This is a genomic window from Mesorhizobium sp. ISC25 (assembly GCF_042295465.1).
In the GTDB taxonomy this organism is placed as follows: Bacteria; Pseudomonadota; Alphaproteobacteria; order Rhizobiales; family Rhizobiaceae; genus Mesorhizobium.
This window is the reverse complement of the sequence record NZ_CP135441.1, coordinates 2,907,664-2,920,525: the sequence shown is the minus strand read 5'-3', so window position 1 is coordinate 2,920,525 and position 12,862 is coordinate 2,907,664. Positions and strand designations below refer to the sequence as shown.

The 12,862-nt window shown below is 61.3% G+C and carries 11 protein-coding genes; 10 read left to right on the top strand and 1 reads right to left on the bottom strand.

All coding sequences use genetic code 11. The features are described from left to right. Positions 1-239 precede the first annotated feature (239 nt). Genes asnB through nadE form a run of 4 tightly spaced genes read left to right on the top strand, consistent with a single transcriptional unit; the run spans position 240 to position 5,035 of the window. Entirely contained in the window at positions 240-2,177 is a 1,938-nt protein-coding gene (asnB, locus tag RQ479_RS14610) for an asparagine synthase (glutamine-hydrolyzing) (RefSeq protein WP_376705619.1), read from the top strand. A 20-nt stretch (positions 2,178-2,197) separates the two neighbouring features. Continuing rightward, on the top strand, positions 2,198-2,461 hold the full coding sequence (locus RQ479_RS14605) for an acyl carrier protein (protein WP_376705947.1): 264 nt from the start codon (positions 2,198-2,200) through the stop codon (positions 2,459-2,461). Positions 2,462-2,483: 22 nt separating this feature from the next. Beyond that, positions 2,484-4,031, top strand: coding sequence for a class I adenylate-forming enzyme family protein (locus RQ479_RS14600; RefSeq protein ID WP_376705618.1), 1,548 nt, complete (start codon positions 2,484-2,486; stop codon positions 4,029-4,031). Beyond that, the gene (nadE, locus tag RQ479_RS14595) at positions 4,028-5,035 is read left to right on the top strand and encodes an NAD(+) synthase (protein WP_376705617.1); all 1,008 of its coding nucleotides are present in this window, start codon (positions 4,028-4,030) and stop codon (positions 5,033-5,035) included. Before RQ479_RS14600 ends, nadE begins: the two co-directional genes overlap by 4 nt. Before the next feature lie 47 nt (positions 5,036-5,082). On the opposite strand, the gene RQ479_RS14590 is transcribed toward nadE, so the two are convergent. After that, positions 5,083-6,198 carry a hypothetical protein gene (locus RQ479_RS14590; RefSeq protein WP_376705616.1) on the bottom strand — a complete coding sequence of 372 codons (1,116 nt, stop codon included), beginning with the start codon at positions 6,196-6,198 and terminating at the stop codon, positions 5,083-5,085. 520 nt (positions 6,199-6,718) lie between these two features. Here RQ479_RS14590 and RQ479_RS14585 point away from each other — a divergent pair. The 6 genes from RQ479_RS14585 to RQ479_RS14560 all read left to right on the top strand — a co-directional run bounded on the left by RQ479_RS14585 (position 6,719) and on the right by RQ479_RS14560 (position 12,856). Beyond that, a complete protein-coding gene (locus RQ479_RS14585; RefSeq protein WP_376705615.1) occupies positions 6,719-7,759 on the top strand; it encodes a transporter substrate-binding protein in 1,041 nt (346 codons plus the stop codon). Positions 7,760-7,841: 82 nt separating this feature from the next. After that, the gene (locus RQ479_RS14580; protein ID WP_376705614.1) at positions 7,842-8,444 is read left to right on the top strand and encodes an ANTAR domain-containing response regulator; all 603 of its coding nucleotides are present in this window, start codon (positions 7,842-7,844) and stop codon (positions 8,442-8,444) included. A gap of 19 nt (positions 8,445-8,463) precedes the next feature. After that, a complete protein-coding gene (locus RQ479_RS14575; RefSeq protein ID WP_376705946.1) occupies positions 8,464-9,330 on the top strand; it encodes an ABC transporter permease in 867 nt (288 codons plus the stop codon). Continuing rightward, positions 9,327-10,247, top strand: a complete 921-nt coding sequence (locus RQ479_RS14570) for an ABC transporter permease (protein ID WP_376705613.1) — start codon at positions 9,327-9,329, stop codon at positions 10,245-10,247. Before RQ479_RS14575 ends, RQ479_RS14570 begins: the two co-directional genes overlap by 4 nt. 31 nt (positions 10,248-10,278) lie before the next feature. Continuing rightward, positions 10,279-11,922: an ABC transporter substrate-binding protein gene (locus RQ479_RS14565; RefSeq protein WP_376705612.1), complete on the top strand. Its 1,644-nt coding sequence runs from the start codon at positions 10,279-10,281 to the stop codon at positions 11,920-11,922. After that, positions 11,912-12,856, top strand: coding sequence for an acetamidase/formamidase family protein (locus RQ479_RS14560; protein WP_376705611.1), 945 nt, complete (start codon positions 11,912-11,914; stop codon positions 12,854-12,856). The genes RQ479_RS14565 and RQ479_RS14560 overlap by 11 nt, the downstream gene beginning before the upstream one ends. Positions 12,857-12,862: the final 6 nt, after the last annotated feature.

The window sequence follows — 12,862 nt, the reverse complement described above, 5'->3', positions numbered from 1 at the left end:
ATTCGGCCTAAATCCGCAACTGATCCGGCGTGAAGCTTTGAAGAACCTGGCCCATGGTGCTCGTGCGACAGTAGCTCACCATCAAGCGTGACCTAGAGTGGGCACAAGTCGGACTGCAAAAGCATCATTTTGTCCTAGCATCCTGTTAACCACGTGCTCGCTGAAAAGTATCCGATTAACCTTTGAGGCGCTTATGACCGCTATGTTTCGTGGCTTGCTGTTCAGTATGAGCTGTGTGGATGTGCGGATTCGGGGGCTATTTCGGTTCAGTCCGGGATGCGGAAGCTTTGCTTACGCACATGACGTCCGCGATCGCCCATCGCGGGCCGGATGAACAAGGGAAATTCGTAGCGCCCGAGGCTGGACTTGGGCATGCGCGGCTGTCGGTGATCGGGATTGGCGATGGCCAGCAGCCGATGTCCGACGAAACCGGCAATTTGACGATTGCGTTCAACGGCGAGATCTTCAATTACGTGGAATTGCGCGAAGGGCTGCTGGCCAAGGGCCGACGCTTCCGCACGTCGAGCGATACAGAAGTTCTCCTGCAGCTGTATGACGAGATGGGCGAAGACTGCCTGTCGCTCCTGAACGGTGATTTCGCCTTCGCGATTTGGGATAACCGGCGGCGGCGGATGGTGCTTGCAAGAGACCGCATGGGCGTCAGGCCGCTGTTCTACACCAGCAAGGACGGGGTGCTCTACTTTGCGTCGGAGATAAAAGCCCTGCTGAAGGTACCCGGCATCTCGGCCGAAATCGATCCGATTGCACTCGACCAGATCTTTACGCTGTGGGCGCCGATCGCTCCACGCACGGCTTTCCGCAATATCCACGAGCTGGAGCCGGCAAGCGTGATGATCGCGACACAGGGGCAAGTGACGGTCAAACCATACTGGCATCTGGACTATCCTCATCGAGATGCGCCATCGAAGATCACCAATGAGGATGACGCGGCCGAAGAACTGCAGGCCCTTTTAACCGACGCGGTGAGGCTTCGCATGCGCGCCGACGTGCCGGTCGGTTCTTACCTTTCGGGCGGGCTCGATTCATCCCTCGTTTCGGCACTCGCGGCCGGCATGACTCCTCTTAAGCTGCAGACATTTTCCGTGACGTTCGACAGTGCTGAGCATGACGAAAGCGCCTTCCAGACCGAAATGGCGTCAGCACTTGGCACGCGCCATCGAACCATAGCCTGCCGTGCCGGCGATATCGCCGGTGTGTTTCCCGAAGTCATCCGCTTTACCGAGCGGCCGATCATCCGCACCGCCCCGGCGCCCCTTTATCAATTGTCCGGCCTCGTTCGCCAGGCCGGTTTGAAAGTAGTGCTGACAGGCGAAGGCGCCGACGAGGTCTTTGCCGGCTATGATGTCTTCAAGGAAGCGCGGGTTCGCCGTTTCTGCGCACGACAGCCAGCATCGCGCGTAAGGCCACAGCTTTTCCGCAAGCTTTATCCCTATCTGCCGGGTCTGCAACAGCAGTCCGTAGAGTACCTGGCCGCGTTTTTCGGCACCGGCAGCGCTGCCCTGGACGATCCGCTGTTCTCCCATCGGCCGCGTTTCAAGACCACATCAGCGGCGAAGATGTTCTTTTCCGGTGACCTGCGCGCGACATTGAGGGGGTATGACGCGGCCGAGGACCTGGCCAGCCGGTTGCCTGAGGCGTTTTCCCGGTGGCATCCGCTGCATCAGGCGCAATATCTCGAAACCCGCTTTCTCCTGCCGGGCTACATCCTCTCCAGCCAGGGCGATCGCATGGCCATGGCGCACGGTATCGAAGGGCGTTTCCCCTTCCTTGACCATCGCTTGGTGGAGTTTGCGGCGAGACTTCCGCCGGAAATGAAGCTGAAGGGATTGGTGGAAAAACACATACTGCGCAAAGTTGCCAAGCACCTGCTTCCGAGGGCCATCCGCGAGCGTACCAAACAGCCCTACCGGGCGCCGGAAGCCCGCTCCTTCGTTGGAGCCGGAGAACTGGACTACGTACGCGACTCACTCAGCGAGGCGAGTATCGCCGCCGGAGGACTATTCAACGCCAAGGCGGTAGCGAACCTGCACGAGAAATGCCGCTTGCAGCCAGCGTCCGGATTCCGCGACAATGCGGCTTTCGTCGGCATTTTGTCGGCGCAACTGTGGCAGAAGATTTTCACCGGCGAAAAGGTCGGTGCAGCACGAGCGGCCTGAGAAATCGAGGGAATGAAAAAATCATGGTAGCAATCAAGGACAAGGTCAAAACCTTTATCGTCGACAACTTCCTGTTCGGGGACACGTCCTACGAGCTTGCAGACACCGCATCACTGATCGAGAACGGCATCATCGACTCGACGGCCGTGTTGGAGCTCGTGGCATTCATAGAGGATGATTTCGGCATAGCGATGGTCGATGCCGACATCGTACCGGCCAATCTGGATTCGATTGACCGTATCTCAGCCTTCATCAAGGCAAAAGCAGAAGCGCTGGCAGCGTAGGCGCCATCGGCGAGGAGCGTCCGTGCGGATCGAACATTTTCTGACGGCGAAAGCCGCTGCCCATCCAGCCAAAACGGCATTGATCACCGAGCACAAAAGGCTGTGCTACGAAGAGCTGGACGATCTCTCGAGCCGCCTGGCCGCCGCCCTTTTTATGAATGGCGTCAGGCGCGACGACCGGGTGCTGATCTTCATGGACAATTGCTGGGAGGCTGCGGTTTCGATTTTCGCGGTTCTTAAAGCAGGCGCGACTTTCAGTCCGATCAACGCATCCACCAAGGCCGAAAAGCTGGCCTACATCATCGCCGATTGCGATGCCGCTGCGATCCTCACGCAAGCAAAATTGATGCCCGTGGTCGCCGAGGCGTCCGGATCCTCCGGCAAGACCGGCATCTTCGTGGCTTCCACCGTTTCTGCCGATAATCAATGCCCGGCAGGTGCCACATCGCTGGCGGATTGCTTGACGTTCCAAGCCAGGGAGATTGACCATCGCGGCATTGACGTCGATCTTGCGATGTTGATCTACACCTCGGGCTCGACCGGCCGGCCTAAGGGCGTGATGATGACGCACCGCAATTGCGACGCGGCGGCCAACTCCATCACCACTTATCTGCGCAACTCGCCAGACGACATCATCTTGAATGTTCTGCCGCTCGCTTTCGACTACGGCCTCTATCAGCTGCTGATGGCTGTCAGGCTCGGCGCCACGCTCGTGCTCGAGAAGTCCTTCGCTTTTCCCCAGGCGATATTTGAACGCATCCGCCAGGAAGGCGTCACCGGGCTTCCGCTCGTGCCCACGATGGCAGCGATGATCCTGCAGATGAGGGACCTGGCGCCTGGCTTCCTGCCCAGCCTTCGCTATATTTCCAACACGGCGGCTGCCTTGCCGCCGCCTCACATAGAACGCCTTCGGTTCCTTTTCCCCGGTGTCAGGCTCTATTCGATGTATGGCCTGACGGAATGCAAGCGCTGCACCTATCTGCCGCCCGAGGAGCTCGACCGCCGGCCGGGCTCGGTCGGAATAGCCATTCCGAACACCGAAGCCTTTGTCGTCGACGACCACGGGCAACGGGTGTCGCCGGGCGTAGCAGGTGAGCTGGTCATTCGCGGGCCGCACGTCATGCAGGGTTATTGGCGAAACGAAGCTGCGACGGCACGAGCCCTGCGCCCGGGTCCGAACCCTTGGGAGAAAGTTCTCTACACCGGCGATCTGTTCAGGGCCGATGAGGAAGGCTTTCTTTATTTCGTCGGCCGCAAGGACGACATCATAAAGTCGCGGGGAGAGAAGGTGGCGCCCAAGGAAGTGGAAGCCGTGCTTCATGCTCATCCGGGCATTGCCGAAGCGGTGGTTGTCGGTGTGCCGGATCCCGTTCTCGGGCATGCGATCGGGGCAGTTATCGTACGGTCCGACCCGGCGCTTAGCGAAAAGGACATCATACGTCACTGTGCACGCCACCTTGAGGACTTCATGGTCCCCAAGGTCATCGAGTTCCGCGGCGAGCTGCCGAAGACCGATACCGGCAAGGTCAGCCGTCGGCTTGCGGCAGAAACCATGGAGGCCGCGCAATGAATGTTCGCCCCACCGAGGATGCGCGGACCTTTCTGGCGCAGGCTCTGGCAATCGACCTGATCACCGAAACGGACCGTATCGTAACGGCCTTGCGCCAGCAGTTGCGCGGGCTTCGCAAGCGGGGCCTTGTGCTCGGTCTTTCGGGCGGGATCGATTCGAGCGTCTCGGTCGCGTTGGCGGCACGAGCCGTCGGCCCCAAGAATGTGCTTTGCCTGTTCATGCCGGAAAGCGATTCCGATCCTGAAAGTCTGCGGCTCGGCCGACTCGTCGCCGAAACTTTTGGTGTCGAGGCTGTGACGGAGGATATCGGGCCGATCCTGCGCGCAATGGGGTGCTACAAGCGTCGCGACGCCTTCATCCGCGAATTGGTCCCGGAATACGGCGAAGGCTGGGCCTCGAAGATCGTGATCGCGAACGTCCTTGAGGGCGGGGATTACAATATCTCATCCCTGGTGGTGCAGGATCCGGAAGGCAAGCAGACGAAACTGAGAATGCCGCTGCCTGTCTATCTCGGCGTCGTCGCCGCTACCAATATGAAACAACGCACCCGCAAGCAGATTGAATACTATCATGCCGATCGCTTGAACTTCGCCGTTCTTGGAACGCCGAACCGGCTGGAATACGATCAGGGTTTCTTCGTGAAGAACGGTGACGGCGCCGCGGACGTCAAGCCGATCGCCCACCTCTACAAAACGCAGGTCTATGCGCTGGCGGCCCATCTCGACGTTCCGGAGGAAATCCTGAACCGGCCTCCGACAACCGATACCTACTCGCTGGCGCAGACCCAGGAGGAGTTCTACTTCTCGCTTCCTTATGACCGTATGGATCTTTGCCTTTACGGTCTCAACAACGGCGTGGCGGCTGAGGTGGTGGGGCAGGCGGCGGGGTTGGCCGCCACACAAGTGGAACGCGTCTGGGCCGATATCATCGCCAAACGCAAGGCGACCCGCTATCTTCACCAGCGTCCGCAACTCGTTGATGACGTAGAGGAAATCGGTACCTGACAAACAGGTAAAGCGGTGTGCACGGTTCGATTTGAATGCGTCCGGCTTTAACTGAAACGGCTGCCGATCAGCCGGCTCCACTGCTCGCCCGCAAGCCCATTCAGGAAGACGTGCGAGTTCTTCATGGCGTCCAAAAGCTCTGGATCGCGTGAATGCACCACCGTTGAGGCAACGGTCAGGAAAGCGATGCGTCGTCCAAGCATCGCCTCTAGAAGTGCAGGTTGAATACGTCCGCGCAGGCCGCTGACGCCGCGCGCGGCGGCATGATCGATCAGGCAATCTATCACGGAGCCCGCCTGGCCGGGGAGGGCGAGGATCTGCAGCACGCGACCAATTTCATACTTCCGTGCGTAATAGGCGAAAGCGCCAACATTGGTGCCGACCGGCGATGTCACACAAACGTAGACAAGCTCGCCCAGATCCGGCTTTTGTGCCGCATCGGTCAGGATGTGGTCGAGTTGGTCTTCCGTCCAGTCCGGCCGCAGGGTGAATTGAGCGGTAAACGGCTCGATGAGCTTGGCGAATGCGTGGCTGTCGATTTCGGATGTACGAAATGCTCCGTGGCCTGCCCCATCCACCGCCACACCCGACCAGCGTCGTTCGCGGGATGTCATCCTGCTGCAATAAAATCGGTCGACGGCACGCGCCAACGGATTTAGCATTCGGGCGAGCGCCATGCGATTGGCGGAAAGGCTGAGCATGAAGGCCGCCGGTCGCATCACGCGGACCCAGTCAAGGCTGTATTGCGGCAGGACCACGCCGCGCAGCCGGGTCCACAATTTCACGGAGATATCGTTGGCCGTCTCGCTGAAGGAGATGTCCTGCGGACCATCCAGGTAAGCTTTCAGCAAGCGGGCGCCGGCCAGCGGATCGTGCTCATGGTCCTCGACCATGAGCGAGCTACAGATGGCGGCGCGTAGTTGTCGGCCGTTGAACGTCATCGGCAGCACGTGGACACCAACAAATCCGGAGACGCGACCGGCGTTGTTGACGTGGACAAGCGACCGGAGGTCGTCTCCGCAACCGGGCGCATCCAGATAAAACCGTTTCATGTATTCTACGAGGGAAGCCGGCGCTTCGGTCCTTTCCTTCAACAGCACGCGCTGAAACATGTTCGCAACTGCCGGGAGGTCGGCGCCTTGCAAGGCGCGAATGACGCTCAAGCCCGGCTCCCGCCACCAAAGTCCCGTCCACCGAGCTTCCGGGCCAAGGCGACGCGAGGCACGAGACCATCGGACGCGAGTTCCAACTCGAGGCCCATGAAGCCGTGCAACCTCGACCAGTTGCGATCGCCCCGGTGACCGAACGGAGTGCTGAATTGCTGCGGCAAGGTGGAACCCTTTGCTTGACCGACGAAAAACCGGCGTCATTGCTGCTAGCAGATTCAGGTAAACCGATATTAAAGTCGTTGCTTTGAATGGTAGCGAACCAGGTTGTCCGGCCTCATACCTGGACATCAGCAATTTTGGTTGCTGGCGGACTCTACACGACCAGCGGCATGAGTTGCGTGCTCCACGTCGAACCGTTTCGGCTGGCCAAAGTTTCGTGTGGCGGCTCTTGACTGGGGGCGCCGGCGTAATACGGTGAGGACAAATACCGGCTCTGGCCGCCGGGCGGCAAGAATGCCTCGTATGCCTCGCCTTGCGGCGGTGGCTGCGGGGCATTGTCATTTTGAGGCTTTGCTTGAAACGGCATATCGAGATCGGCATTCTCTATTCGCGGTCCGGCAACTACCGGCTGGTGTCCGAATCCTGCCGTGCGGGTGCGATGAACGCCATCGCCGACGTCAACGCCGATCCCGCTATCCCATTCGAATTCATCCCGGTCGAGCGCGACCCGCAGGGCAACATCGATCGGTATGCAAGCGGCTGCGCGGACATTCTCGCCAACAGCGGCGCGCGTCACATCATTGGCTGCGTCACCTCGTGGAGCCGCAAGGAGGTCATTCCAATCCTGGAAAGGGCAGGCGGCACGCTGTGGTACGCCTGCCCGTACGAGGGCTTCGAAGCCAACGAGCATGTCGTCTACACGCACGCCTGCCCCAATCAGCATCTCGTACCGCTGCTTGCCTATGTCGTGCCTCGCTTCGGCGCCGACGGCTTCCTGCTCGGTTCCAACTACATCTGGGGTTGGGAGACCAACCGCGTGGCGCGCGACCTGATTGCGGACGCCGGCGGCAAGGTGCTGGGCGAACGCTACCTGCCGCTCGGCGAGGTCGATGTTGCGCGGCTGATCGCGGAGATACAGGCGACGAAACCTGATTTCATTCTGAACAATCTCATCGGCCCTTCTTCCTATGCGTTTATCGCCGCCTATGCCGAGCTTGGCCGGCGCGACCCGCATTTCAGGCCGGAGCGTTGCCCGATCCTGTCCTGCAATCTCACGGAATGCGAATTGCCGGCGCTCAACGGGGCAGGCGATGGCCATCTTTCCGTTGGGCCCTATTTTCACGACATCTCGGGGGCGGATCGCGGAGCGGCTTCAGTGTCTTCCGTCATGCCTGCCTCATCCTTCGAGGCGGCGGCTTATGCCTCGGTGCGCACGCTCGCCGAGATCCTCACCCGCAATCCCGGTGCACAATGGACGGACCTTCCCAAGGTCTTTACCGGAACATCATTTCGAACACCGCTGGGCGACATCGCCATCGACCCGCAAACCCAGCACGCTACCTTGCCGGTGCAGATTGGACGTATCGATGGAACATCGTCAAAACGGTCACGCTGACGAAGGGCGTGGCACCCGATCCCTACCTTTCCCGCTATGACCGGACGGAGACGTTCGGGCGGCCACGCCTGCGGGTGGTGTCGTGAGCAAGATGGCGCGTATCCCCAACCTTGGAGGCGCCAGGGCTTTTGTCCTGCATCGTCCACATCCGACCGTGCAGGCGATCACAAGGCAATTGTCGGCCATCGGCCTTGAGGCGATTGGCTTCTGGCCGGAACTGCCGGCCGAAGCCTTGGCGGCGGATTTCGTTTTCTTCGACGTCGACCTCGGCTTTGACGAGCAATTTCCGTGGAAGCCGGGTGAGGCACCGATGCCGCTGATAGCGCTGATCGGCTCCGAGGCGCCGGGGCGTGTCGAATGGGCACTGTCGCACAAGGCCGATGCCCAATTGCTGAAACCGGTCGGCAATGCCGGCGTCTATAGCGCGCTTTTGATCGCAAGGCAGAGTTTCGAGGCGCGCAAGCTTCTGGCCAGCGAGATCGCCTCGCTTCGTCAGCGGGTCGCGGAGCGCCAGACCATTGTACGCGCGGTGGAGGTCTTGTCGAAGGGCGCCGAGGACGGCCGTGCGTATGCGCAGCTCCGCTCGCTGGCGATGAGCTGGCAAATCAGCGTCGAGGACGCCGCGCGCAGGATCGTGGCGATGACACAAGAAGAAGGCGGCGATGACCAATCCGATCGCGCCTGAGCTTTCAGCCGCCGGGCGTATGCCAGCCAAGCCTCGCGCCGGCGTCTGGCGACGTCTGCTAAAACGGCCTCTCGCTTTGCTCGGCCTCGGGATTATTGCCGTTGTCTTGGCCGGCGCCATTCTTGCACCGTGGCTGACAGGCTACGATCCGAACGAGCAGATGTTCGACGGGCTCACGCTTGAAGGCGCGCCACTGCCGCCGGGGGCCCAGTTCTGGCTGGGCACCGACCTGCTTGGCCGCGACCTGCTGACCCGTCTCCTCTTCGGCGCGCGCACGTCGCTGATCATCGGCATCGTCGCCAATGGCGTGGCGCTTCTGATCGGCACGCTGGTCGGCATCACGGCCGGCTATTTCCGCGGCTGGATCGGCAGCGCGCTTATGCGCTTCACCGATTTGATGATGGCTTTCCCGGCGCTGCTGCTCGCCATCTGCCTGGCGGCGGTGCTCCAGCCGAGCCTGTGGATCGTCGCCATGGTGATTGCACTGGTGAACTGGGTGCAGACCGCCCGCGTCATCTACACCGAGACAAGTTCGCTCGCCGAGCGCGAGTTCATCGATGCCGAGCGCACCATCGGCGCAAGCGCCCCACGCATCCTGTTTCGTCACATCCTGCCGCACCTTTTGCCGACGATCATCGTCTGGGGCACGCTCGGCATCTCGACCACTGTGCTTCTGGAAGCGACGCTCAGCTATCTCGGCATCGGCGTGCAACCGCCGACTGCTTCCTGGGGCAACATCATCTTCGAAAACCAAACCTATTTTCAGGCAGCGCCCTGGCTGGTTTTCTTTCCGGGTGCGGCGATCCTGGCGCTGGCGCTAGCCTTTAACCTGGTCGGCGATGCGCTGCGCGACATCCTCGATCCCACGCAAAGGGGGCGGGCATGATCGCCTATCTCGGCCGGCGCGTTGTCCAGTCCGTGCTCATCTTGCTCGGCGTCTCCCTGATCACCTTTGCGCTGCTCTATCTGCTGCCTGCCGATCCTGTCCGCCAGATCGCCGGCCGCAGCGCGACGCCCGAGACGGTCGAGAACATCCGCCGGCAGCTCGGCCTCGACCAGCCCTTTGTCGTCCAGTACTGGCACTACCTGACCAGCCTGCTCAGCGGCGATCTGGGACGCTCCTACATTCAGCGCTCGGAGGTCACGGAGCTTATCGTCTCGCGGCTGCCGGCAACCCTGCTGCTGATGGTCGGCGCCATTGCTTGCGAAGTCGTGATCGGGCTGACGATGGGCCTCATCGCCGCCGTCAAGCGTGGCACCGCCACCGACCAGTCGCTGATGGTCGCCTCCTTCGTCGGCGTCTCGGCGCCGCAATTCGTCGTCGGCCTGCTGCTGCTTTATGTGTTCGCGGTGCGGCTCGGCTGGTTCCCGATCGGCGGTTACGGCACTTGGCGCCATCTGGTGCTGCCGTCGCTGACCATGGGAATTCTCGGCGCAGGCTGGTACGCCCGCATGATGCGCTCGTCGATGATCGACGTGCTGCGCCAGGATTACGTGCGTACCGCGCGTGCCAAGGGTCTTGCACGCAGCGCCATTATCTTCCGCCACGCGCTGCCCAACGCCATCCTGCCGGTCATCGCCATGATCGGCATCGACATCGGCATCTTCATGGGCGGCATCGTGGTTGTCGAAAGCGTGTTCGGCTGGCCAGGCATTGGCCAGCTAGCCTGGCAGGCCATACAGCGCATCGACATTCCCATCATCATGGGGGTCACTCTGGTTTCGGCCTTTGCCATCGTGCTCGGCAATCTCCTGGCCGACACTGTCGCACCGTTCATCGATCCACGCATCAAGCTCAGATGAAACCAAGAAAACCAGAGAAAGGGAACATGACATGAGAAAATATCTGATATCGACCGTGGCGGCATCGGCGCTTGCGCTGGTGCTTGGCATGACAAGCGTACGCGCCGAAGACGCCGTCGATCCGAATGCTAAGCAGGGCGGCGCGATCACCATCACCTACAAGGACGACGTCGCCACGCTCGATCCAGCCATCGGCTATGACTGGCAGAACTGGTCGATGATCAAGAGCCTGTTCGACGGGCTGATGGACTACGCGCCGGGCACCACCAACCTGCGGCCCGACCTTGCCGAGAGCTACGAGATTGCGCCTGACGGCAAGACCTTCACCTTCAAGCTGCGCCATGGAGTGAAGTTCCACAATGGCCGCGAGATGACCGCCGACGACGTGAAATATTCGCTCGACCGGGTCACCAATCCAAAGACACAGAGCCCGGGTGCCGGCTTCTTCGGCTCGATCAAAGGCTATGACGATGTCGCTGCCGGCAAGGCGGAAAGCCTGGCGGGCATAACCGTCGTCGATCCCTACACCATCAAGTTCGAGCTGACCCGGCCCGACGCCACCTTCCTGCATGTCATGGCGATCAACTTCTCGCATGTCGTGCCGAAGGAAGAGGTCGAAAAATACGGCGCGGACTTCGGCAAGCATCCGGTCGGCACCGGCGCCTTCAAGCTCGCCGAATGGACGCTCGGCCAGCGCGTGGTCTTCGAGCGCAACCCGGATTACTGGCACAAGGGCCTGCCGCATCTCGACAAGATCACCTTTGAGATCGGCCAGGAGCCGATCGTGGCGCTGCTGCGGCTCCAGAAAGGCGAGATCGACGTTCCCGGCGACGGCATTCCGCCGGCGAAATTCCAGGAGGTGATGGCCGATCCCGAGCAGAAGGCCCGTGTCGTCGAGGGCGGCCAATTGCACACCGGCTATGTCACCATGAATACCACCATGGCGCCCTTCGACAATGTGAAGGTGCGGCAGGCGGTCAACATGGCGATCAACAAGGACCGCATCGTCCAGCTGATCAACAACCGTGCGGTGCCGGCCAATCAGCCGTTGCCGCCGTCGATGCCTGGCTATGACAAGGAATTCAAGGGCTATCCCTATGACGTGGCCAAGGCCAAGGCCTTGCTTGCCGAGGCAGGGCATCCCGACGGATTTGACACGCAGCTGTTTGCCATGAACACCGATCCCAACCCGCGCATCGCGCAGGCCATTCAGCAGGATCTGGCGGCGGTCGGCATCAAGGCCAGCATTCAGTCGCTCGCGCAGGCCAACGTCATTGCCGCCGGCGGCGACAAGACCGGCGCGCCGATGATCTGGTCCGGCGGCATGGCCTGGATCGCCGACTTCCCCGATCCGTCGAACTTCTACGGCCCGATCCTCGGCTGCGCTGGTGCCGTCCCGGGCGGCTGGAACTGGTCGTGGTATTGCAACAAGGAGCTCGACGCCAAGGCGGCCGAAGCCGACTCCATCGTCGACCCGGCCAAGGCTGGCGAACGAGCCAAGATGTGGAGCGAGATCTACCGCAAGATTATGGAAGACGCGCCCTGGGCACCGGTGTTCAACGAGCAGCGTTTCACCATGAAATCACCCCGCATGGGTGGTGCCGACAACCTCTATGTCGACCCGGTCCACATCCCGATCAACTACGACAATGTGTACGTGACCGATGTGCAATAACTGCGACTACACCATCCACGGGCGCCACCATCATTTCGGCTGGGACAATTCCTTTGTCCCGGCCGAACGGGTCGCGCCAGGGTCGACCATCGAGTTCCAGTGCCTGGACTCGTCCGGCGGGCAGCTGACGATGGAGAGCACCGTCGACGACGTTGCTTTGCTCGACTTCGCCAAGGTGAACCCGGTTACTGGGCCAATCTATGTCGACGGGGCAGAGCCGGGCGATGCCCTGAAAATCACCATCGAGGCGTTCAAGCCGTCCGGCTTCGGTTGGACGGCGAATATCCCGGGATTCGGTCTGTTGGCGGATGACTTCACTCAACCGGCATTGAATATCTGGAAGTACGACGCCGCCTCGCTCGAACCGGCGCTCTTCGGCAAGAGCGGCCGGGTGCCGCTCAAGCCCTTCGCCGGCACCATCGGCAATGCCCCGGCTGAGCCGGGTCTGCATTCGGTGGTCCCGCCGCGGCGCGTGGGCGGCAATCTGGACATCCGTGATCTTGCTGCCGGCACGGTGCTCTACCTTCCCGTAGAGGTCGCGGGAGCGTTGTTCTCGGTCGGCGACACGCACGCCGCGCAAGGCGACGGCGAGGTCTGCGGCACGGCGATCGAGAGCCCCATGAACGCCGTGCTGACGCTCGATCTGGTCAAGGATGCCCGGCTGCGGACGCCGCGTTTCACAACGCCCGGTCCGGTGTCGCGACATCTCGACGCCAAGGGCTATGAGGTGACAACCGGTGTCGGGCCGGATCTCATGGACGGCGCCAGGAGCGCCGTCTCCCAGATGATCGACCTGCTCTCCAGCCGCTACGGCATGGATCCGGTAGACGCCTATATGCTCGTGTCGGTTTGCGGCGACCTGCGCATCAGCGAGATCGTCGACATACCCAACTGGGTGGTTTCTTTCTACTTCCCCCGCTGCGTCTTTGAATGAAGGTGG